Origin of the sequence: Sphingosinicella rhizophila (assembly GCF_032378825.1) — a bacterium.
Taxonomy (GTDB): domain Bacteria; phylum Pseudomonadota; class Alphaproteobacteria; order Sphingomonadales; family Sphingomonadaceae; genus Allosphingosinicella; species Allosphingosinicella rhizophila.
In genome coordinates, this window is sequence record NZ_JAVUPU010000001.1 from 101,276 (window position 1) to 121,906 (window position 20,631).

The following is a 20,631-nucleotide window of genomic DNA, read 5'->3' on the forward strand; positions in this document are numbered from 1 at the left end:
GCTCTCGCCCTCCGAACCGGCAGAACCGATGGGTTCAAGCCTGGAAAAGCGTCCATCCTACGGTTTTGGACTGCCTTTGTTACTCGCAAATTGGTCCGAAACGGGTCCTTCCGACTACATATAGTGGTCTGGAAAAGAGTATTCCCAATTTTCAACGGCTTGTCCGATGGGACCTGTTCTCTGAATTGTTACGATACCGTAACTGTCTCATGCATGGACAGTTTGCTGCGTCGGCATGGCTGGTCCGCGCGTTGGCGCATGGCGCCCCGTATTAAGGATTGATCAGAATGGCAAGACCGACGCGCAGTGGCTTTCCCAGCCGGGAGCAAATACTTGATTTCATTGTCAGTTCCGATCTGCCGGCCGGCAAGCGGGAGATCGCCCGGGCCTTCGGCCTCTCGGGCGCCGACAAGATCGCGCTCAAATCCCTGCTTCGCGACATGGCCGATGAAGGCCTGATCGACAGCACGCCGGGCCGCGCCTTTCACAAGATGGGCGGGATCCCCAAGGTAACGGTGCTGCGCGTCGTCGACGTGGACGATGGTGGTCAGCCCTGGGCCGTGCCGGAACGCTGGGAAGCGGACGCCCCGGAACCCCGGCTCCGGATCCTGGAACGTCGGGGCAAGGGAGCGAGCGCCGTTGGCGTCGGCGATCGCGTTCTCGCCCGCACCGAGCAGCGAGGTACTGGCTATGCTGCGCACCCGATGAAGAAACTGCTCAAGGGCAGCGAACTTGTCCTGGGCGTCGTGCACCGAGAGGGCGAAAATTACTGGCTTCGGCCGGTCGAAAAGAAAGAGAGGCACGAGCTTCCCATTTCCGATCGCGGCAAAGCCGATGTCGGCGATCTCGTCCTGGCCGAAAAGACAGGTCGGCCACCGCGGCTTGCCGCACGAGTCTCCGAAGTTCTGGGCGATCCTTTCGCACCGCGCAGCTTCAGTCTCATCGCCATCCACAAACATGGCATACCGCATATCTTTCCCGAGACCGTGGTGGCGGAGGCGGAGAAGATGGCGGGGCAGACGCTCGGGCCGCGGGAGGATCTCACCCACCTGCCGATCGTCGCGATCGACCCCGCCGACGCGCGCGACCATGATGATGCGGTCTGGGCTGCCCCCGACGAGGATCCGTCCAACGCCGGCGGATGGAAAGCGATCGTTGCCATCGCCGATGTCAGTTTCTACGTCAGGCCCGGATCCGCGCTCGACAAGGAAGCGCGCCGGCGCGGCAACAGTGTCTACTTTCCCGACCGCGTCGTCCCGATGCTTCCCGAAACGCTGTCTGCCTTTGTCTGCTCGCTGGTTCAGGGCGAGGATCGCGCAGCCCTGGCCTGCCACCTTCAGGTGACGAAGCAGGGACAACTCAAGAACTGGCGCTTCACCCGTGCCCGCGTCCGCATCGCCGCCAATATCGCCTATGAAGACGCGCAGGCGGCGATCGACGGACTGGACGATGACGACAGGATCGAGGTCGCGTCATCGCCCTGTTCGATGCCGGAGCTGGAGGGAGGGCCGGTCTCGAAGGATCTGCTGGACAGCGCGTTGAAGCCGCTTTGGGACTGCTGGCGCGCGCTGTACGCCGCCCGGGAGAAGCGTGCGCCGCTCGACCTCGACCTGCCGGAACGTCGGGTGATGCTGGACGAGAAAGGACGCATCCTTTCCGTTGCGCCGCGCGAGCGGCTCGATGCCCACAAGCTGATCGAGGATTATATGATTGCCGCCAACGTCGCGGCCGCCAAGGCGCTGGAAGCGAAGAAGGCGCCGGTCATGTATCGCGTGCACGAACCGCCAAGCCGGGAAAAGCTCGTGGCGCTCAAGGATTTCCTGAAGACGTTCGAGATCGAGTTCGCGCTGGGGCAGGTCATCCGTCCGCAGACGTTCAACCACATCCTCGACCGGGTCGGCGAGGCTGACTTCAAGCCCCAGATCATGGAACAGGTTCTGCGGACGCAGACGCAAGCTTATTACAGCCCCGAAAATCACGGGCATTTTGGATTGGCGCTGGGATCCTACGGCCATTTCACCAGCCCGATCAGACGCTATGCCGACCTTGTCGTCCACCGGGCGCTCGTCCGCAGCTACGGCCTGGGCGAGGGCAGCCTCACCGACGCCGAGGCCGAGGCCATGGACGTCACCGGAGAGCTCATCTCCCAGCTTGAACGGCGGGCGATGGAAGCGGAGCGCGATACGATCGACCGCTATGTCGCCGCCTTTCTGTCCGAACGGGTGGGCGAACTGGTCGCTGCCCGCATCACGGGGGTGCAGCCGTTCGGCTTTTTCGCGACGGTCGAAGGCCTGGGGGGCGACGGATTGGTCCCTGTCTCGACCCTTGGCACCGAATATTTCCGTTACGATGAAAAGAGCCAGTCACTCGTCGGCGACGATAGCGGCACCGCCTTCACTTCGGGCCAGCGCCTCCAGCTTCGCCTCGTCGAAGCCAATCCGGTATCGGGCGGACTCCGCTTCGAGCTTCCCGACGCATCTCCCGGCACAAGCGATCGCGGGCCGCGTACGGATGGAAGGAGAATGAAGGATCAGGGCAAATACCGTCAGGGGAAACGCGGCCGGCCGTCCAATATCCGTCACAAGGGAAAGAGATAGTCCAGCTTTTTCAGTGCTATCCATTCATCTTTGAAGACGAATGATCAGGATCTTCAGCCCAAAGAGAGGTAGAGCCCGCTGGCAAGGAAACAGGTCCCGACCAGCATGCTGACGACTTTCTCGGCGCCTTGGCGATAGGGGAGGCCGATATGGCGGATCATCGCCACCTGCTGCGGCGTCAGTTCCGTGCTGCCGGGCAGGAGCGGGTCGGTGAAGCAGGAGAGGCCGAACAGAATCAGCCCGGCAACGGTCCATCCTCCGCCCTGGAGCGCGCCGAGCCGACCGGCCACGAGGATGATAATAGCGGAAAAGAGCAGGCCATAGGTAACAAGCCGGTTGACCCTGGTCGCCGTGAGCGGATTGCCGTTCAAAGCTTCGGCAGGGTCACGCCGCGCTGCCCCATATATTTGCCCGCACGGTCCGCGTAGCTGGTCTCGCACGGCTCATTGCCCTGAAGGAAAAGGAACTGGCAGGCGCCTTCATTGGCGTAAACCTTGGCGGGAAGCGGCGTCGTGTTGGAAAATTCCAGGGTGACATGGCCTTCCCAGCCGGGCTCCAGTGGGGTCACGTTGACGATGATCCCGCAGCGCGCATACGTGGATTTGCCGAGGCAGATGACGAGTATGTCGCGCGGTACCCGGAAATATTCGACGGTTCGCGCCAAGGCGAAGCTGTTGGGCGGAATGATGCAGCAATCGGTCTTGCGATCGACGAAACTGTTCGATTTGAAATCCTTGGGGTCGACGATCGCATTGTCCACGTTGGTGAACAATTTGAACTCATCGGACACGCGCGCGTCATAGCCATATGAGGAGAGGCCGTAACTGATCGTGCCGTCGCGTTTCTGGCCATCGACAAAGGGTTCGATCATGCCATTTTCCAGCGCTTGGGCGCGGATCCATTTGTCCGACATGATCGACATCAGGTGCGCTTTCCCCGAATCTGCCTGCCACCGCAACCCTCGAAGGCGCGCCCGCTCAGCGTCACGCGTACCCGATCTTCGAATTCCTTGCCCCCGGTCGCGCAGGGCCCCGGCCGGGCTTCGATCGTGATGACGGCAGCGCCTTCTCCGGACTCCCACCTTTTGACGCCACCGGTGGTGCGCGGCAGCACGCGCGGATAGATATGGCTGTTGAGCGACCTGCGGGTGCCGGGATCGGCCGGCAGGGTCAGCACGATCTTGTCGTCGCCGATCGCGACCATCCAGAAGGGGTCTTCGCCCAACGCGCTGTAGCTGGCGTCGCGAACCGGACTGTAAGGGGTGCTACTCGTGGCGCAGCCGGCCAAGGAGCAAAAGGTCGAGGCGGCGGCGAAAATCATGGCTTTCTTCATCCATCCAGCTTGCGCCGGAAGTTGTGGCGCCTTCAAGCCCCGTTTCACTTGATGTGAAGCACGCAGATCAGGGTGAAGAGGCGGCGTGCGGTGTCGAAATCCATCTCGATCCGGTCGGCCAGCGATTCCTTCAGAAGTTCGGCTGCGTCGTTGTGGATGCTTCTGCGGGCCATATCGATGGTCTCGATGCCGCTGGGCGTAGCCAGCCGAATCGCCTTGAAATAGGAATCGCAGATCGCGAAATAGTCGCGAATCGGCCGACGGAAACGGGCGAGGCCTAGGCGGATCGTCTCCAACGGCTCGTCCTTTTCGTCCTTAAGATCGACGGCAAGACGATTATCCTCCACCCGCAGCAATATGCGGAACGGTCCGTCATGACCGATCGGCTGAAAATGATTGTCCTCCAGCAAGTCGAAAATCGCAATCCTGCGCTCCTGTTCGACATCGGCATTGCGCCAGATGATCGTCCGGTCGTCCAGTTTCACGTCGATGATGCGGGGATCGCCCATTTCCGCCTGTTAGCGGGCTTATCCACAGTCCGTCCACAATAGGCACCACGGAATAATCTCGTTTCGGCTACACCCGAAGACCAGAACTGAGCTAGGATGGGCTCATGGCCGACATCATCAGAATCGCCGAACCGCAACCCGCAGAGGCGTCTGCACTTCCGCAGAATGTCGATGCCGAGGCCGCTTTGCTCGGCGCCCTGATGATCGACAACCGGCTTGCCGAGGATATCCAGCTCAAGCTTCGGCCGGACCATTTCTTCGAGCCGCTTCACGCCCGAATCTATGAAGCGATCCTGAAGCTCGTCGACCGCAACATGATCGCGAGTCCCGTCACGCTCCGCCCCATGTTCGAATCGGACGAGGAGATGAAGGAGCTGGGCGGCCCTTCCTACCTCGCCCAGCTGACCGGGAGCGGCGCGGCCATTATCGGCGCACGCGACTTTGCCGAACAGGTTTACGAGCTGGCCCTGCTCCGAGCCCTGATCGGCGTGGGCCGGGACATGGTCGAAAATGCGCTCGATACAAGCGAGGATGTCGACCCCAAGGGGCAGATCGAGGAGGCAGAGGCGGCTCTTTATCGGGTCGCCGAGGAAGGCGGCGGCGAAGGCGGAGTGAAGACGTTCGCGGCTGCGACCAAGCTGGCCGTGCAGATGGCGGAAAAGGCTCTCAACACCGGCGGAGGCCTATCGGGAATCACGACCGGCCTCGATGGCATCAACAGCAAGACCGGCGGCCTTCATCATTCCGACCTCATCATTCTTGCGGGACGTCCCGGCATGGGCAAGACGGCGCTTGCCACCAACATGGCCTTCAACGCTGCCCAGCGCATGGTCCGGGACCTCGAGGACGGGCTGACGGCCGAGAAATCCGCTGGCGCCGGCGTCGCCTTTTTCAGCCTCGAAATGTCGGCGGACCAGCTTGCCACCCGTATCCTTGCGGAACAATCGGGGATCAGCTCCGAAAATCTGCGCATGGGCAAGATCAGCCAGCAGGATTTCCGCAACCTCGCCCGCGCCGCCGCGGAGCTTGAATCGCTCCCGCTCTATATCGACGATACGCCGGGCCTCACCATCGCCGCGCTCCGGACGCGCGCGCGGCGCCTGAAGCGGCAGCGGGGTATCGGATTCATCGTCGTCGACTATCTGCAATTGCTCCAGGGCACGGGAAAAGGCGGCAACGACAATCGCGTCCAGGAGATTTCCGAGATTTCGCGAGGGCTGAAGACGCTCGCCAAGGAACTGAACGTGCCGGTGCTGGCCTTGTCGCAGCTCAGCCGCGCGGTCGAACAGCGCGAGGACAAACGTCCGCAGCTTTCCGATCTCCGAGAATCGGGATCGATCGAGCAGGATGCGGACATCGTGCTGTTCGTCTATCGCGAGGAATATTATGTCCAGTCGCGCGAGCCGAAGCGACCGATCGAAGGCGACGACGTCAAGACCCATGAAGCGCACGAACAATGGGCGCGCGACATGGAGCGGGTCTATGGCCTCGCCGAACTCATCATAGCCAAGCAGCGCCACGGCGCCACCGGCAAGGTGAAGATGAGGTTCGAAAGCAAGATCACCCGCTTTTCCGATTATATCGAGGACAGCTACCTGCCGGAAGCACGCGGCTGATTCTGGCGGGGGCCGCGCCGTTCCAGCGTTCCTTTGCGGTCAATCTTCCAGATTGTTGGCGGCATAGGGATCGCGAAGGCCGATGCCGATCGAGCTTCGGGCTTGCTCGGCTTCGGAGCTGGTGACCGGATAGGCACAATAATCGGCGGCGTAAAAGGCGCTCGGGCGATGATTGCCGCTGAGGCCCACGCCGCCGAACGGAGCATTTGAGGGGGCTCCGTTGGTGGGCTTGTTCCAATTGATCACGCCGGCCCTGATATTGGACCAGAAACGGTCGTAAAGCTCGGGACTGCCGCCGATCAGCGACGCAGCCAGACCGAAACGCGTCGCATTGGCTTCGGCCAGGGCCATATCGAAATCTGCCACGCGTATGACCTGCAAGACCGGTCCGAACAATTCCGCGTCCGGCCTATCCCGCACATCGGTAACGTCGATCACGGCCGGGGTCAGGAACGGCTTGTCGTCCGCAAGGCGTTCGAGATGCTTGATCGGCCGGCCACCCTTGGTCAGCAGGCCGAGGAATGCCTCCTGCAGCTGATCGGCTGCCTGATTGTCGATCACCGGACCCATGAACGGCGCCGGATTCGCGTGGGGATGATCGACGATAAGCCGTTCGGCGATCCTGCAAATCTGCTCGACCACCTCCTGATGGCCTTGATCGCGCACGATCAGCCGCCTTGCCGCCGTGCAGCGCTGGCCGGCGCTCAGGAAGGCGGACTGGACCGCGATCAATGCTGCCGCATAGGTGTCCGGCGCGTCCCAGATCACCAGCGGGTTGTTGCCTCCAAGTTCCAACGCCAGGATTTTTTGCGGCATTTCCGCAAACTGCCGGTGCAGCGCCATTCCTGCGCGGGCAGAACCGGTGAAGAGGAGCCCATCAAGTCCGGCGGAGGCCGCGAGCGCCTGGCCCGTCTCCGGTCCGCCATGGAGGCAACGCACCACATCTTCGGGCACGCCCGCTTCGTGGAGCAGACGGATCAGATATTCGCCGGTCGCCGGCGTCTTCTCAGACGGTTTGAAAACCACGCCGTTGCCGGCGATCAAGGCCGGCACGATGTGCCCGTTCGGTAGATGAGCCGGGAAGTTATAGGGTCCGAGAACCGCCAGCACGCCGTGCGGCTTGTGCCGGACGGCCAGCCTCGTGTTCATCGCGCCCTCGAGCCGCCGATGAGCCGTCCGTTCCGAATAAGCCGAGATTGATATTTCCACTTTGTTGACGACGGCGTCGACTTCCGTTGATGCCTCCCACAGCGGCTTGCCCGTCTCTCGAGCGATCAGGTCGGCAAAGGCCTCTTTCTGGCCTCGGACGACGTTGCCGAAGCGGCGCAGCGTCTCGATGCGGAAGGAGAGGGGGCGCGCGGCCCAACCCGGCCAAGCCGATCGCACCCGTGCAACCTCCGCATCCGCGTCGCCGCGCCCGCCGGTCCACAAGGTTGCGCCGGTCGCCGGCTCCGTTGAAATCAAGGTATGCATCCGAAATGACCCAACATTTTTTAAGGCATCGGGTCAAGCGCATGCAGTGCTTCGCCCATTCGCCGAACCGCTGCGACCTTCGCGTCGAAAGCCGACCAATCGTCGGCTTCGTCGATCTTCCTCCAGATGGTCTCCACCTCGTCGATATGCATCGAACAGGGCGATTCATCCGACCAATATGGATGATCGAGCCTCACGGCAGGCATATAGTCCGCCACGGCATGCCGGAACTTGGCAAAGCCCTCCTCCTCGTAGAAACTGTCGGCGGGCGATTGAGCGCGCCTCCGTCCGCCTCGCCAGTCGAAGAAGAAGCGATCGATCTCGACTGTCTTCATCGCCAACGCCTGCTCGATCGCCACGACCAGATCGGCGTCGCGCCCGGCTTCGTTCGGCGCAACGCCCAGCCGAGCGAGCATTGCGGCGACGAGGGCAGTCTGGAACGCCGGTGGAAAGGCTTCGAGCGCCGGCGTCAGTGCTTCCGCTTCGGCCACGAGGCGGAGTGATGCGGCCAGCTGAACGAGGTTCCAGTGAATCGCCTCCGGCTGCCGTCCGAACGAATAAAGGCCGGCATGATCGAAATAGGCGGCCGTGAACGTCCCGTCCCAGAGGGGGGTCCAGCGCCAGGGTCCGTAATCGAAGCTTTCAGCGGTGATGGCGATATTGTCGCTATTGAGCACGCCATGGACGAAACCGGCCCCGATATAGGTGGCCGCAAGCTTTGCCGCGTTGGCGGCGACATGGGCAAGCAGACGTGCAGGGCCGTCGATGCCGCCTTCCTCGCCGAAATAGTGGAAAAGACAATAATCGACCAGCGACCGGATAGCCTCCCTGTCGTCCAGGAAAGCAAGCCGCTGGAACGTACCGATCCTGATATGGCTGTGCTGCAGCCGGACAAGCACCGACGAGCGGGTGGGGGATGGCTCGTCATTCCGTTCCAGCGCCTCGCCGGTTTCTATGAGTGAGAAGCTCTTGGAGGTCTCGACGCCAAGCGCCTCAAGCATCTCGGTGGCAAGCACCTCGCGCACACCGCCCTTGAGCGTCAGCCGGCCGTCCCCGAATCGGCTATACGGCGTTTGCCCCGAACCCTTGGTGCCGAGATCGAGCAACCGCCCGGCGCCATCCCGCAACTGTGCGAAAAGAAAGCCGCGCCCATCGCCGATATCCTGATTGTACACCCGGAACTGATGGCCATGATAACGGAGGGCCAGCGGCACGCCCAAGGTGTCGGGCAGAGGCTCGAACCGGCCGAAATGCCTAATCCATTGATCCTCATCCAGGCTGCCCAGTCCGACGGCTGGCGCCCAGCGATCGTTGCGAAAACGCACGATCGTCTGAGGAAACTGCGCCGCCGTCACGGGATCGTAAAATGCCTCTCCCAAGGATAGGATCGCCGTTTCCGGCCGGTAGGAGCTGGGTTGCGGCGCAATGGTCATCGGTCGATATGGACCTTCGGGATCGAGGGACAGGGCATGGCTTCATGGTCGGATGGTTACTGGTCGTCGCGCGATGGCCTGCGTCTCCACTATCGCGATTATGACGGCAAGCCTTCACGGCCACCGATCCTCTGCATTCCAGGACTGACGCGTAACGCGCGGGACTTCGAAGGTGTTGCAGATCGCCTGGCGGGGGAGTGGCGCCTGATCTGCGTGGATCTGCGCGGCCGGGGCGAGAGCGCCTATGCACGCGATTCATCGACCTATGCGCCCCCCGTTTATGCTGAGGATATCGAGGATTTGATCGAAGCGCTGGGGCTCGATCGCTTCGTCCTGTTCGGCACTTCCCTGGGCGGCATCGTCGGCATGCTGCTGGCCATGCGCGGCAAGGCGCGATTCGCGGGCGTCCTGCTCAACGATATCGGGCCGGTGTTGGACGAACGCGGGCTTGGCCGCATCCGATCTTATGTCGGCCGATCGCAAAGCTGGCCGACCTGGGTTCACGCCGCCCGCCATTTCCAGGACTATCAGGGCAACGTCTATCCGGAGTGGAAGCTCGAGCAATGGCTGATCTTTGCCAAGCGCCTGTGCAAACTCAATGGCAGTGGCCGTATCGTTCCTGATTATGACGCCCGTATCGCCGAGCCTTTCAAGACGCCGGCCGGAGAAAGCGGGGGATTCGATCTCTGGCCGGCATTTCGAGCGCTTTCCGGCATGCCGGCCTTGCTGGTTCATGGCGCGCTGTCCGATCTGCTCACCGCCGAAACCGTCGCGCTGATGAAAAAGAAGAAGCCGATGCTGGAAAGCGTAACCGTGGCTGGCGTCGGTCATGCTCCTACGCTGGAGGAGCCCGAAGCGGTCGCTGGAATCGAAGCGCTGCTGACGCGGGTCGCGACAATGTCAGGATCTCCAACCGAATCCTGATTTCAGTGGCGACCACGCCGGGCGTCGACGAGAATCCGCTCGAGGACCGCGGGGTGAAGCGGCTGCGTGAACTCGCAGGTGAAATGGCATTGCTCTACCTCGGTGACCCGGGCGGGCCAGCCTTCGAGACCCGGCAAGACCAGCCAGAGCAGGGTTCCGATTCGGGGACTTGCAAAGGATTCGAATTCGACATGGCGCGTCGTGATCGCGGCAACGTCGATATTCCAGCGGTTGGTGCCTTCCCGAATGCGTGCCGGAAGATTGAGGTCGACGCTGCCCGAGAAGCTTGGAACTACCGGCAGCAGGCCATCCGAAGGCAGGCTCCGGACGGGGGCCGGCCGCGCACGAAGGGCCGCATTGCGCCGGTCCTTGAGCCACGGCATCAGATCCTGCCAGGCCAGCTCTTGCTCGAATTCGATGCCGGCCATGATCCCGCTCGCCCAGCGGACATGGCCTTCCAGCGGCCTGAAATCCTCGAGCGTCACCGCGACCCTTTGGTCGATGACGAGGCCATTTTGACATTCGATCTTGACACCGCCTTGGCTGACGTCGCGGGTAATGGCGACATCCTGGCCTTGCTCCGTCTCCACCCTCGCTGGGCTGCACAGTTCTACACGAGGCATACGCCGGCGCTCACCGGGTTGGCTGACCAAGTCACTCGCAATGATCGCGAAGACGTCCACGGGCGTATCGAACTGGATCGCGACTTCCGATCCGCGGCGCCAGCTGATGGTTCCGGCGAGCTGCTGGCCTGCCATGAGCTCCAGTTCCAACCGCTGCCCGACGGCAACAGGTGAATCGACATGGAGCAGAGCACCGCCACCGGAGATCTTGCGGATGAAGCAGATTTCGCGGATGCTGCCGCTGATCAACGCGCCGGCGCGCAGGCTGGCCAAGCTGGGGGCGGCGGCATTCGGCTCTGACGGCGGAATGTCCGCCGACAGCGAAAAGACCGTCTGAAAGAGAATGTCTCCGCTCACCTTGCCCTCGAGCCAATAGGATCAACGCTCCCGGTTCGCACGACAAGGTCAAGATCCGGTGAAGTTTCATGGTAAATGCCGGGACCTGCTGCGGACCGGCTCCGTCCTTGCGGAGGGAGATTTCTGTTCTTCGCAGACGTGCGGCATAAGGCGCGCATGACGGTCCGCATCCTTCACGCGCATTCTACTTTCTCGCTCGGCGGCAAGGAAGCGCGGGCGGTACGTTTGATGAACATGTTCGGCGACGCGGCGGAGCATGCGGTGCTCAGCGCAATGCCCGGCCATGTTTCCGCGGGCGATGCGATCGCCGAAGGGATCAAGGTCGATTTTCCCGCCGATGCCCCTCCGCTCGCCGGGATGCCGGGGCTGAAGCGGCTGTTCCGTCTCAGCCGGTTCATGCGCGGCTTCGATCTGGTACTCACCTATAATTGGGGCGCGTTCGATGCGGTGATGGCGCGTCATTTGTTCGGGGGACCGCCGCTCATCCATCATGAGGATGGGTTTAACGAGGACGAGGCTGACCAGCTGAAAAGCCGCCGCAATCTATATCGCCGCCTCGGCCTGTCCGCAGCGTTTCGGCTCGTCGTACCTTCGCGACGGTTGGAATCGGTTGCGCGCAGGGCCTGGGGGCAGCCGCAGCGCAAGATCGAACGGATTCCCAACGGCATCGAGATCGCGCGCTACCGATCGGCGGCGGAGGGCGGTTCGATCCCAGGGCTCGTCCGACGCAAAGGGGAGATAGTTGTCGGCACCGTGGCCGGTCTTCGCGCGGTCAAAAACCTGCCCCGGCTGGTCCGCGCGTTCGCCGCGATGAAAGCGAAGAATGCCCGCCTGGTGATCGTCGGAGAAGGGCCGGAAAGCGAAAGGATCGTCGCACAAGCCCGTGATTTGGGCGTCGCCGATCGGCTGATCCTGCCTGGCTTCATCCCCGAGCCCTGGCGCTATGTCGGGCATTTCGACATCTTCGCTTTGTCGTCGGACAGCGAGCAATTTCCGATCTCGCTGGTCGAGGCCATGGCGGCCGGATTGCCTGCGGTCGCCACGGCGGTGGGCGACATTGCAGCGATCGTTTCCATCGACAACGCACCGTTGATCGTCGGCCAGGAGGACGAAGCGGCTTTCATCGCCGCATTGGACAGTCTTGCCGAGCGCACCGATCTTCGCCGGGCGATCGGCCACGCGAACCGCGAACGCGCTGCCCGCGAATATGATGAGAAAAATATGATTGCGCGCTATGGGCGCCTTTATGGCGAAGCCATTGGCCGTCCGGAAGCGTTGTTGCCGGAAACCATATAATTTTGACGCATTAACATAAGTTCTGACCTATAATAAGATAGCCGCTCTTGGAGGAATGATGTTCAAAGGTATTCGGCCCATCATGTATGCTGGCCGGGAAGTGCTGCCACTTATCGAAGGTGGCAAAGGCGTATCGGCTACTAACCACGCAAGTTCGGGCGCTTGGGCGGCGGCCGGCGGCATCGGCACTGTCTCGGCGGTGAACGCCGACAGCTATGATCCCGAAGGCCGCATCATTCCGCAGATATATCATGCCCTTACCCGGCGCGAGCGGCATGAAGAGCTGATCCAATATGCGATCGACGGCGCCGTCGCGCAGGTTCATCGCGCCTATGAAATCGCGTCCGGACAGGGGGCGATCAACATCAATGTGCTTTGGGAAATGGGAGGCGCCCAGCGTATCCTGCATGGCGTGCTGGAGCGGACGAGGGGGCTCGTTTCAGGGGTAACCTGCGGGGCCGGCATGCCCTACAAGCTGTCGGAGATCGCCGCATCCTATGGCGTCAATTATCTTCCGATCATCAGCTCCGCGCGGGCTTTCAGCGCCCTGTGGAAGCGCGCTTATTCCAAGGCGGCAGAGTGGCTGGGAGCGGTGGTCTATGAAGATCCTTGGCTCGCGGGCGGCCACAACGGCCTTTCCAATGCCGAAGATCCGCTCGTGCCTCAGGATCCCTATCCGCGCGTGAAGGCGCTTCGCGAAACCATGCGGCAGGGCGGGATTTCGGACGATGTCCCGATCGTGATGGCGGGGGGCGTCTGGAACCTCAAGGAATGGAATGACTGGATCGACAATCCCGAGCTTGGCCAGATCATCTTTCAGTTCGGCACCCGTCCGCTCCTGACCCAGGAAAGCCCCATTCCCGAGGAATGGAAGGCGCGCCTGATGACGCTTGAGGAGGGCGACGTCCTCCTGCACAAATTCTCTCCTACCGGCTTTTATAGCTCGGCGGTGCGCAATCCTTTCCTCCGCGCGCTCGAAGCCCGCTCCCATCGCCAGATCGCCTTCACCAAGGAAGAGCTTGGCGATCATTGCTTCCAGCTGGACGTGGGCGTGGCCGGCAAGCGCAATTATTGGGTGACGCGCGGGGACCTGCTCCACGCCCGCCAATGGTATGCACAAGGCTATACAGAGGCGCTCAAGACACCCGACGAGACGCTCATTTTCGTCAATCCGGAAGAAAAGCAGATGATCCGCAAGGATCAGGCCGATTGCATGGGCTGTCTCAGTCAGTGCGCCTTTTCATCCTGGGCGGACAATGAGAAGAACAGCACCGGTCGCCTTGCCGATCCGCGCAGCTTCTGCATCCAGAAAACGCTTCAGGACATCGCCCATGGCGGGCCTGTCGAGCAGAACCTGATGTTTGCGGGCCATGCGGCTTTCCGTTTCAAGAAGGATCCCTTCTATTCGAACGGCTTCGTTCCTACCGTCAAGCAGTTGATCGAGAGGATCCGGACCGGCGACTGATCGGGAGACCGGCGGATCGGTCTTTTTCCCACCAATTGCCTATCCTGCGGTGATTTGCTCATCTCGTCACGGCTCTCCCGGGACGCGATAGCGCCCCCAAGGCCGGCAGGATCAGGCCCAGCCCTCCAATACCTGGTCCGGCGGCCGGTGTCCGTCCACCCAGGCCCGGATATTGGCGATTACCTTATTGCCCATGCCGACGCGGCCTTCGAAGGTCGCCGAGCCCATATGCGGAAGCAGAACCACGTTGCTCAGCCTCAGCAAACGAGGATCCACATTGGGCTCGTCCGGGAAGACATCGAGCCCGGCACCCGCGATGGTACCCGTCTGAAGCGCGCCGATCAGCGCCTCCTGATCGACGATGCTGCCGCGCGCCGCGTTGATCAGATAGGCGTCGGACTTCATCAATTTCAGGCGCCGTGCATCGATCATATGATGGGTCTCGCGGCTGTACGGCGCGTTTATCGTCAGCACGTCGATGGCCGCCAGCATCGCGTCGAGATCCGGCCAATATTTCGCGCCGAGGCGCCGCTCGACATTTGCCGGAAGCCGCTCGCGATTGTGATAATGGATCTTGAGTCCGCAGGCGCGGGCGCGCTTGGCCACGGCCCGGCCGATTCGCCCCATCCCCAAGATGCCGAGCTTCTTGCCCGTGACGCTATGGCCTTCGAGCCCCGTGGGTGCCCAGCCTGCCCATTGACCGGCACGGAGCACTTTCTCGCCTTCCGCCAGGCGTCGAGGCACGGCAAGGATGAGCGCCATTACCAGATCGGCCGTATCTTCGGTGAGGACGCCGGGCGTGTTGGTGACGACGATGCCCTTTTGGCGAGCGGCGGCAAGATCGAGATGGTCGGTGCCGGCACCGAAATTCGCGATCAGGCGCAGCCTTTCTCCCGCGCCTCGGATCAGGCCGGCATAGATCGTGTCCGTGACGGTCGGCACGAATACGTCGCAAGCGCTCATCGCATCTGACAGTTCGGCCCGCGTGAGTGGTTTGTCTTCCTTGTTGAAGCTTGCGTCGAACAGGTCCGCCATCCGAGCTTCGACCGCCGCCGGCAGCCTGCGTGTGACGATGACAGATGGCCGTGCCGGGCGTTCTTTCATGCGATGCTCGCTAGGCCGTCCCAATGTGAACCGTCAAGCCAGATGGCGGTTGATGATGCGGCCCCTCAGGTCCTACAATGCGCGAAACCGATAAGGGGCATGCATGCTGAAACGACCGGCGATCATCGCGCTGTTCGCATTGACGGCCACGATGCTGAGCAGTGCCCAAGCGCAGACGGAGAGGAAGACTCCCTATTGGGCTTCGATCTCGTCGGGGAAGGCAATGATGCGGACCGGTCCCGCCACGACCTACCCGGCCACGTGGCTCTATGTCCGCGCCGACCTTCCGATCAAGGTGATCGAGACCTATCCAAGCTGGCGCAAGATCCAGGATCCAGAGGGCGTAACCGGATGGATGCTGGTCAACCTTCTGAGCGATACGCGCACTGCGCTGGTGACTGGCGAAGGGCCGCATCCGATGTACGAATCGCCCGACACAGGCTCGAAAATCCGCTACCAGGTACAGGCTGGCGTGGTCGGCAGGATTTCGGAATGCGAAGGCAATTGGTGCCAGTTCGACGTCGGCGGACGGCGCGGCTTTATCAATCGCGATCATATCTGGGGCACGGACCCGGGCGAAAGCATCGACTGAGAGGCCAATCTTCGCAATCAGAACTTGCGATCCCCGCCCGCCCTTGCCAACGAACCTCATGGCTGATGCTGACGCGGTGCATTCCTCGATTCTGAACGGGGCTGCCCTCTTTCTCGATTTCGACGGCACCCTGGTCGAGTTGGCAGAAACGCCCGCCTCGATCAACGTCCCGGCAAAGCTCGGCCATCTGCTTGGGGCGTTGTCCGAAAAGCTGGAAGGAAGGGTCGCGATCGTCAGCGGGCGCGCCATCCGCGATCTCCAGGATCATCTCGATTGTTCGGGCGTCGCCATTGCCGGTTCGCATGGGCTGGAATTGCTCATGCCGGACGGGCGCCGCCTGTGCCCGGAAGTCCCCGAGAGACTGGCAGCGGCCCGATCGGAACTTGCGGCCTTCGCGGCGTCCACGCCCGGCATCCTGATCGAGGACAAGCCTTTCGGCGTTGCCGCTCATTATCGACAGGCGCCGGCCGAGGAAGCCAAGGTCGTCGCTCTCGTTCGCGATCTTGCGGCCCGGACCGGGATGAGCCTGCAGCGCGGCAAGATGGTTGCGGAATTGCGCCCGGGGGGTGCGCATAAAGGCGATGCGGTACGCGCGCTGATGAGGGAACCAGTCTTTGCCGGTGGGCGTCCCATTTTCGTGGGAGACGATCTGACAGACGAAGACGCCTTTTCGGCGGCCGCCGATCTTGGCGGAGGCGGGGTCCTGGTCGGTCCGGCGCGTGCGACCGTTGCGCGATGGCGGCTGCGCGACGTGGCTGCGGTGGCCCGTTGGCTGAACGATTTTGCGGAACAGGGCCAATGACCTCCCTATCGCTTTGGCCGATCGGCAATTGCCAGGTCAGCGCGCTGGTCGACGAGGCGGCAGGCCTGGTCTGGGGCTGTGCGCCACAGGTCGACGGCGACCCTTTATTCTGCACCCTGCTGTCGCCCAAAGCCGAGGAGCCGCGCGGCGAATGGCGCGTGACGATCGAAGATCAGGTGTCGGCCGAGCAGCGCTATCTGCGCAACACACCGATTCTCGTTACCCGCCTCACCGATGCCAGTGGAGCCGTGGCGGAGGTTCTTGATTTCTGTCCACGTTTCCAACGATCCGGACGCATGTATCGGCCCGTGGCCTTCGTCCGGATCGTGCGTCCCATCACCGGGGTTCCGAGGCTCAGCGTCCACCTCGATCCGGCATCGAATTGGGGCGCCGCGAGCGCGGAACGAACCAGCGGCACCAATCATATCCGTTACCTTCTGAAACCGCAGCCGCTCAGGCTCACCACCGACGCACCGATCAGTGCGATATTGGAAAGCCGGTCCTTTCGTCTCGAAAAGTCGCTCCATTTCTTTCTGGGCCCAGACGAACCGTTCGCAGGCAATGTCGGCCATGTCCTGGCGGCGATGCTTCACCAGACTGCCGACGACTGGCGCGACTGGGTGCGCGGCCTTGCGATTCCGCTCGAATGGCAGAGGATCGTCATCCGCGCGGCGATCACCCTGAAGCTCTGTCAGCATGAGGAAACGGGAGCGATCGTCGCCGCGATGACCACCTCCATACCCGAGGCACCGGACAGCGGGCGCAACTGGGACTATCGCTATTGCTGGATACGCGACGCTTATTACACCGTGCAGGCCTTGAATCGGCTGGGCGCACTCGATGTGCTCGAAAATTATCTGTCCTACCTACGTAATATCGTAGACCAGGCCAAAAGCGGTCATATCCAGCCGCTCTACGCGGTCTCAGGCGAACCTAAATTGGAGGAATGGGAAGCAGAGGCACTGGCCGGATATCGCGGTATGGGACCGGTTCGCGTGGGCAATGCCGCTTATTCCCAGGTGCAGCATGACGCCTATGGGCAGATCGTCCTGTCCAACGTGCAGGCCTTTTTCGACCAGCGCCTGTTTCGCCAGGCGACAGTAGACGATTTCTGTTCCCTGGAGAAGGTCGGCGAGCTCGCCTGGCAGATGCATGACCAGCCCGACGCGGGTCTATGGGAGTTTCGAACCCGGGCCCAGATTCACACCTACAGCTCCGTAATGAGCTGGGCTGCCTGCGATCGTCTCGCCAATGCCGCGGTCGCGCTGGGCCTGGAGGACCGCGCCGCCTTGTGGCGCGATCGGACAGCGACGATCCGCCAGAAGATCGAAGAAGCGGCCTGGTACGAACCCGGGAAAAGATTTGCAGCCAGCTTTGGCAGCGACGATCTCGACGCCAGTCTGCTCCAGTTCCTCGATCTGCGCTTTCTCGCCCCCGACGACCCACGCTTCCTCAGCACGTTCGATGCGGTCGAAAAGGGACTCCGCCGCGGCGAACATATGCTGCGCTATGCCAATGAGGATGATTTCGGACTGCCGGAAACCGCGTTCAATTTCTGCACCTTCTGGCTGATCGAAGCGCTGCATCTGGTCGGGCGCGGCGAGGAGGCGAGGGCGCTCTACGAGAACATGCTAACCAAGCTGACCCCAGCCGGCCTCTTGTCGGAGGATAGCGATTTCACCACCCACGAATTGTGGGGCAACTATCCGCAGACTTATTCGCTGGTTGGGCTGATAAACTGCGCGGGCCTCCTTTCCAGACCTTGGAGCTCGATTCGATGAGCCGCCTGATCGTCATTTCCAACCGCGTGTCCGGGCAGAGAAACCCGGCCGCACAGGGCGGCCTGTCGGTCGCGCTGGCAGCGGCGCTCCGCGAATATCGCGGCCTTTGGTTCGGCTGGTCCGGCAACCAGACCGAGCATTTCACGGGCCATATCGACCTCCAGCGCCATGACGGGGTCACCACTGCGACCATCGATCTCGAAGAGCAGGACGTCGACGAATATTATAATGGCTATGCCAACCGGACGCTTTGGCCTCTCTTCCATTATCGCATCGATTTAGCGGAATATGACCGCAGCTTCGGCAGCGGATATGAACGGGTCAACGAACGTTTCGCCGAGACCGTGACGCCGCTGATCGAGCCGGACGATCTGGTCTGGGTGCACGATTACCACCTGATCCCGCTGGGCTCCCAATTGCGGGAGCGGGGAATAACGAACCGGATCGGCTTTTTCCTCCACATCCCCTGGCCGCCGTCGCGGCTGCTGGTGTCGCTGCCGTTCCACAAACGGCTTGTGCGGTCACTGCTTGCCTATGATCTGATCGGCTTTCAGACCGAGGAGTGGCTCGACTCATTCCGGCATTATATCGAGCGCGAACTTGGCGGCCATGTCGATCCGGACGGCACTGTCCATGTCGATGGCCGGACGGTGAAAGCTGCCGCTTTTCCCATTGGAATCGACTATAAGGAGTTTCAGGAAGCCGCAGGAAGCGAGGTCGCCCGCGAAGCCTGCCTTCGCTTGCGCAAAAGCGCGGGCGGCAAGCACGTGGTCATCGGCGTGGACCGGCTCGATTATTCCAAGGGACTCGAGGAGCGCTTCGCCGGCTATCGGCGATTCCTGGAGGAACATGGGGATCGCCGCGGCGACATCTTCCTTCTGCAGATAGCGCCGCCGTCGCGCGGCGAAGTCCATACTTACGAAGCCATACGGGAACATCTCGACGAGCTTTCGGGACGCATCAACGGCGATTTCGCGGATGTGGATTGGGTTCCCATCCGCTACGTCAACCAAGGCTATCCGCGAGAGGAACTGGCCGGCTTCTACCGCGCATCCGAGATTGCCCTGATCACACCGCTTCGCGACGGGATGAATCTTGTCGCCAAGGAATATATCGCCGCCCAGGATCCCGACAATCCGGGTGTGCTCATCTTATCCCGCTTCGCGGGCGCGGCACTGCAACTGGAGGATGCGCTCCTCGTCAACCCTTACAGCAAGGACGAAATCAGCGATGCACTCCACCGCGCGCTCGAGATGCCGCGCGACGAAAGGATCCGTCGCTGGGAGGCCATGATCCGCAGCGTCCGGGAGGACGACGTCGTCAAATGGCGCCACCAGTTTGTGGCGGAACTGGAGGGATGCGCGGCAACGTCCAAAGGTCCAAACATTTGAATAGAACCTGATCGACCTCATCGGCGGAAGCGAGAAGCGCTTCCACCTCAAACGATCAGGCCCTAATCGACCAGTTCGACGGCCATGGCGGTGGCCTCGCCGCCGCCGATACACAGCGAAGCGACGCCTTTCTTGCCGCCATGCGTCTGCAGGGCGGAAATCAAGGTCGCGAGCACGCGCGCGCCGCTGGCGCCGATCGGGTGGCCGAGCGCGGTCGCGCCGCCATGAACGTTGATGATGTCGTGGCTGATGCCGAGATCGCGCATCGCGATCATGGCGACGCATGCGAAGGCCTCGTTCACTTCGAACAGATCCACATCCTTCACGTCCCAACCTGCTCGTTCCAGAGCCTTTTTGAGGGCACCGACGGGAGCCGTGGTAAATCTTGCGGGCTCGTGGGCGTGAGCGGCATGGGAAACGACGCGGGCCACCGGCTTCAGGCCGAGCTTGTCGGCGACGCTTTGCCGCGTCATCACGAGGGCGGCGGCACCGTCGGAGATGGAAGAGGCATTGGCCGCCGTGATGGTGCCGTCCTTGGCAAAGGCGGGCTTGAGCGACGGAATCTTGGAGGCATCGCCCTTGCCCGGCTGCTCATCCTGGGAAATTGTAACGCTTCCTTTGCGGCCGGCCACCTCGACCGGCGTGATCTCGCGATCGAATGCGCCACTCGCCTGGGCCTTCTGGGCCCGATCCAGCGACGCGATGGCATATTCGTCCTGGGCTTCGCGCGTGAACTGGTAGAGACCCGCGGTCTCTTCCGCGAAGCTGCCCATCAGGCGGCCGGGTTCATAAGCATCCTCGAGACCGTCCAGGAACATATGATCGTACATCTTGTCGTGGCCAATTCGGGCGCCGGCACGATGCTTTGTCATGAGGTAAGGCGCGTTGGTCATGCTCTCCATGCCGCCCGCGATGATGACGTCGGCCGATCCCGCGGCGATCGTATCCGCCGCCATGATTGCAGCCTGCATGCCCGATCCGCACATCTTGTTGATCGTCGTCGCCTCGATATGGTTCGGCAATCCCGCCTTCAACGCCGCCTGGCGCGCCGGCGCCTGGCCAAGGCCGGCCGGGAGAACGCAGCCCATATAGATCCTGTCGACCTGATCGTGCGCTACGCCGGCGCGCTCCATGGCCGCGCCGACGGCAGCCGCGCCGAGATCGGTCGCGCTGGCGCCGGACAAGCTCCCCTGGAAGCTACCCATCGGCGTGCGGGCATATGACAGTATGACAATCGGATCGTTGGACATGCTGTTTCCTTATCTTCAATCGGCGCTCATGTAGGCGTTCGGCGTCGCTTGTTCAAATCGTCGCGGCTCTGCTAGGGGCCGCGAAA

Annotated in this window: 18 protein-coding genes; 9 read left to right on the plus strand and 9 right to left on the minus strand. The window is 62.1% G+C overall.

Features of this window, described 5'->3' with window-relative positions; all coding sequences use genetic code 11:
• Nucleotides 1-287: 287 nt before the first annotated feature.
• On the plus strand, nt 288-2,597 hold the full coding sequence (locus RQX22_RS00435; protein ID WP_315722628.1) for a ribonuclease R family protein: 2,310 nt from the start codon (nt 288-290) through the stop codon (nt 2,595-2,597).
• Nucleotides 2,598-2,650: 53 nt separating this feature from the next.
• On the opposite strand, the gene RQX22_RS00440 is transcribed toward RQX22_RS00435, so the two are convergent.
• The 4 genes from RQX22_RS00440 to RQX22_RS00455 are packed head-to-tail and all read right to left on the minus strand — an operon-like array spanning nt 2,651 to nt 4,438.
• The gene (locus RQX22_RS00440; protein WP_315722630.1) at nt 2,651-2,968 is read right to left on the minus strand and encodes a hypothetical protein; all 318 of its coding nucleotides are present in this window, start codon (nt 2,966-2,968) and stop codon (nt 2,651-2,653) included.
• Nucleotides 2,965-3,519 carry a dCTP deaminase gene (gene dcd, locus RQX22_RS00445; protein WP_315722632.1) on the minus strand — a complete coding sequence of 185 codons (555 nt, stop codon included), beginning with the start codon at nt 3,517-3,519 and terminating at the stop codon, nt 2,965-2,967. Before dcd ends, RQX22_RS00440 begins: the two co-directional genes overlap by 4 nt.
• On the minus strand, nt 3,519-3,929 hold the full coding sequence (locus tag RQX22_RS00450) for a hypothetical protein (RefSeq protein ID WP_315722634.1): 411 nt from the start codon (nt 3,927-3,929) through the stop codon (nt 3,519-3,521). Before RQX22_RS00450 ends, dcd begins: the two co-directional genes overlap by 1 nt.
• 44 nt (nt 3,930-3,973) lie before the next feature.
• On the minus strand, nt 3,974-4,438 hold the full coding sequence (locus RQX22_RS00455) for a UPF0262 family protein (RefSeq protein WP_315722636.1): 465 nt from the start codon (nt 4,436-4,438) through the stop codon (nt 3,974-3,976).
• Between the two features lie 104 nt (nt 4,439-4,542).
• Between RQX22_RS00455 and RQX22_RS00460 the strand changes: the two genes are divergently transcribed.
• Nucleotides 4,543-6,054, plus strand: coding sequence for a replicative DNA helicase (locus tag RQX22_RS00460; RefSeq protein ID WP_315722638.1), 1,512 nt, complete (start codon nt 4,543-4,545; stop codon nt 6,052-6,054).
• Nucleotides 6,055-6,093: 39 nt separating this feature from the next.
• On the opposite strand, the gene astD is transcribed toward RQX22_RS00460, so the two are convergent.
• Together astD and RQX22_RS00470 are read right to left on the minus strand one after the other, a co-directional pair.
• The gene (astD, locus tag RQX22_RS00465; protein ID WP_315722640.1) at nt 6,094-7,527 is read right to left on the minus strand and encodes a succinylglutamate-semialdehyde dehydrogenase; all 1,434 of its coding nucleotides are present in this window, start codon (nt 7,525-7,527) and stop codon (nt 6,094-6,096) included.
• Nucleotides 7,528-7,547: 20 nt separating this feature from the next.
• Nucleotides 7,548-8,960: a protein adenylyltransferase SelO family protein gene (locus tag RQX22_RS00470; protein ID WP_315722642.1), complete on the minus strand. Its 1,413-nt coding sequence runs from the start codon at nt 8,958-8,960 to the stop codon at nt 7,548-7,550.
• Nucleotides 8,961-8,996: 36 nt separating this feature from the next.
• Here RQX22_RS00470 and RQX22_RS00475 point away from each other — a divergent pair, with 36 nt between their 5' ends.
• Nucleotides 8,997-9,884, plus strand: coding sequence for an alpha/beta fold hydrolase (locus RQX22_RS00475; protein WP_315722643.1), 888 nt, complete (start codon nt 8,997-8,999; stop codon nt 9,882-9,884).
• Between the two features lie 2 nt (nt 9,885-9,886).
• Here RQX22_RS00475 and RQX22_RS00480 read toward each other — a convergent pair whose 3' ends face one another.
• Nucleotides 9,887-10,780, minus strand: coding sequence for a PilZ domain-containing protein (locus RQX22_RS00480; protein WP_315722645.1), 894 nt, complete (start codon nt 10,778-10,780; stop codon nt 9,887-9,889).
• Nucleotides 10,781-11,020: 240 nt separating this feature from the next.
• On the opposite strand from RQX22_RS00480, the gene RQX22_RS00485 reads away from it, so the two are divergent.
• Together RQX22_RS00485 and RQX22_RS00490 are read left to right on the plus strand one after the other, a co-directional pair.
• Nucleotides 11,021-12,160, plus strand: a complete 1,140-nt coding sequence (locus tag RQX22_RS00485) for a glycosyltransferase (RefSeq protein WP_315722647.1) — start codon at nt 11,021-11,023, stop codon at nt 12,158-12,160.
• A gap of 58 nt (nt 12,161-12,218) precedes the next feature.
• On the plus strand, nt 12,219-13,625 hold the full coding sequence (locus RQX22_RS00490) for an NAD(P)H-dependent flavin oxidoreductase (protein ID WP_315723496.1): 1,407 nt from the start codon (nt 12,219-12,221) through the stop codon (nt 13,623-13,625).
• A 111-nt stretch (nt 13,626-13,736) separates the two neighbouring features.
• Here the strand turns inward: RQX22_RS00490 and RQX22_RS00495 are convergent, their stop codons facing one another.
• Complete coding sequence (locus RQX22_RS00495) at nt 13,737-14,729, minus strand: 2-hydroxyacid dehydrogenase (protein ID WP_315722649.1); 993 nt, start codon at nt 14,727-14,729, stop codon at nt 13,737-13,739.
• Nucleotides 14,730-14,832: 103 nt separating this feature from the next.
• Between RQX22_RS00495 and RQX22_RS00500 the strand changes: the two genes are divergently transcribed.
• Genes RQX22_RS00500 through otsA form a run of 4 tightly spaced genes read left to right on the plus strand, consistent with a single transcriptional unit; the run spans nt 14,833 to nt 19,295 of the window.
• The gene (locus tag RQX22_RS00500; protein ID WP_315722651.1) at nt 14,833-15,321 is read left to right on the plus strand and encodes an SH3 domain-containing protein; all 489 of its coding nucleotides are present in this window, start codon (nt 14,833-14,835) and stop codon (nt 15,319-15,321) included.
• A 58-nt stretch (nt 15,322-15,379) separates the two neighbouring features.
• Entirely contained in the window at nt 15,380-16,123 is a 744-nt protein-coding gene (gene otsB, locus RQX22_RS00505) for a trehalose-phosphatase (protein ID WP_315722653.1), read from the plus strand.
• A complete protein-coding gene (locus tag RQX22_RS00510) occupies nt 16,120-17,904 on the plus strand; it encodes a glycoside hydrolase family 15 protein (protein ID WP_315722655.1) in 1,785 nt (594 codons plus the stop codon). The genes otsB and RQX22_RS00510 overlap by 4 nt, the downstream gene beginning before the upstream one ends.
• A complete protein-coding gene (gene otsA / locus RQX22_RS00515; protein ID WP_315722656.1) occupies nt 17,901-19,295 on the plus strand; it encodes an alpha,alpha-trehalose-phosphate synthase (UDP-forming) in 1,395 nt (464 codons plus the stop codon). The genes RQX22_RS00510 and otsA overlap by 4 nt, the downstream gene beginning before the upstream one ends.
• A gap of 62 nt (nt 19,296-19,357) precedes the next feature.
• Here the strand turns inward: otsA and RQX22_RS00520 are convergent, their stop codons facing one another.
• A complete protein-coding gene (locus RQX22_RS00520; protein ID WP_315722659.1) occupies nt 19,358-20,545 on the minus strand; it encodes an acetyl-CoA C-acyltransferase in 1,188 nt (395 codons plus the stop codon).
• Nucleotides 20,546-20,631 lie beyond the last annotated feature (86 nt).

What these genes read in the sequence shown, in the direction of transcription:
- RQX22_RS00510 (WP_315722655.1), top strand. Translation starts at nt 16,120, where the DNA reads ATGACCTCCCTATCGCTTTGGCCGATCGGCAATTGCCAGGTCAGCGCG.
- RQX22_RS00495 (WP_315722649.1), bottom strand. Translation starts at nt 14,729, where the DNA reads ATGAAAGAACGCCCGGCACGGCCATCTGTCATCGTCACACGCAGGCTG.
- RQX22_RS00460 (WP_315722638.1), top strand. Translation starts at nt 4,543, where the DNA reads ATGGCCGACATCATCAGAATCGCCGAACCGCAACCCGCAGAGGCGTCT.
- RQX22_RS00435 (WP_315722628.1), top strand. Translation starts at nt 288, where the DNA reads ATGGCAAGACCGACGCGCAGTGGCTTTCCCAGCCGGGAGCAAATACTT.
- dcd (WP_315722632.1), bottom strand. Translation starts at nt 3,519, where the DNA reads ATGTCGATCATGTCGGACAAATGGATCCGCGCCCAAGCGCTGGAAAAT.
- RQX22_RS00490 (WP_315723496.1), top strand. Translation starts at nt 12,219, where the DNA reads ATGTTCAAAGGTATTCGGCCCATCATGTATGCTGGCCGGGAAGTGCTG.
- RQX22_RS00485 (WP_315722647.1), top strand. Translation starts at nt 11,021, where the DNA reads ATGACGGTCCGCATCCTTCACGCGCATTCTACTTTCTCGCTCGGCGGC.
- astD (WP_315722640.1), bottom strand. Translation starts at nt 7,527, where the DNA reads ATGCATACCTTGATTTCAACGGAGCCGGCGACCGGCGCAACCTTGTGG.
- RQX22_RS00475 (WP_315722643.1), top strand. Translation starts at nt 8,997, where the DNA reads ATGGCTTCATGGTCGGATGGTTACTGGTCGTCGCGCGATGGCCTGCGT.
- RQX22_RS00500 (WP_315722651.1), top strand. Translation starts at nt 14,833, where the DNA reads ATGCTGAAACGACCGGCGATCATCGCGCTGTTCGCATTGACGGCCACG.
- otsA (WP_315722656.1), top strand. Translation starts at nt 17,901, where the DNA reads ATGAGCCGCCTGATCGTCATTTCCAACCGCGTGTCCGGGCAGAGAAAC.
- otsB (WP_315722653.1), top strand. Translation starts at nt 15,380, where the DNA reads ATGGCTGATGCTGACGCGGTGCATTCCTCGATTCTGAACGGGGCTGCC.
- RQX22_RS00450 (WP_315722634.1), bottom strand. Translation starts at nt 3,929, where the DNA reads ATGAAGAAAGCCATGATTTTCGCCGCCGCCTCGACCTTTTGCTCCTTG.
- RQX22_RS00470 (WP_315722642.1), bottom strand. Translation starts at nt 8,960, where the DNA reads ATGACCATTGCGCCGCAACCCAGCTCCTACCGGCCGGAAACGGCGATC.
- RQX22_RS00455 (WP_315722636.1), bottom strand. Translation starts at nt 4,438, where the DNA reads ATGGGCGATCCCCGCATCATCGACGTGAAACTGGACGACCGGACGATC.
- RQX22_RS00520 (WP_315722659.1), bottom strand. Translation starts at nt 20,545, where the DNA reads ATGTCCAACGATCCGATTGTCATACTGTCATATGCCCGCACGCCGATG.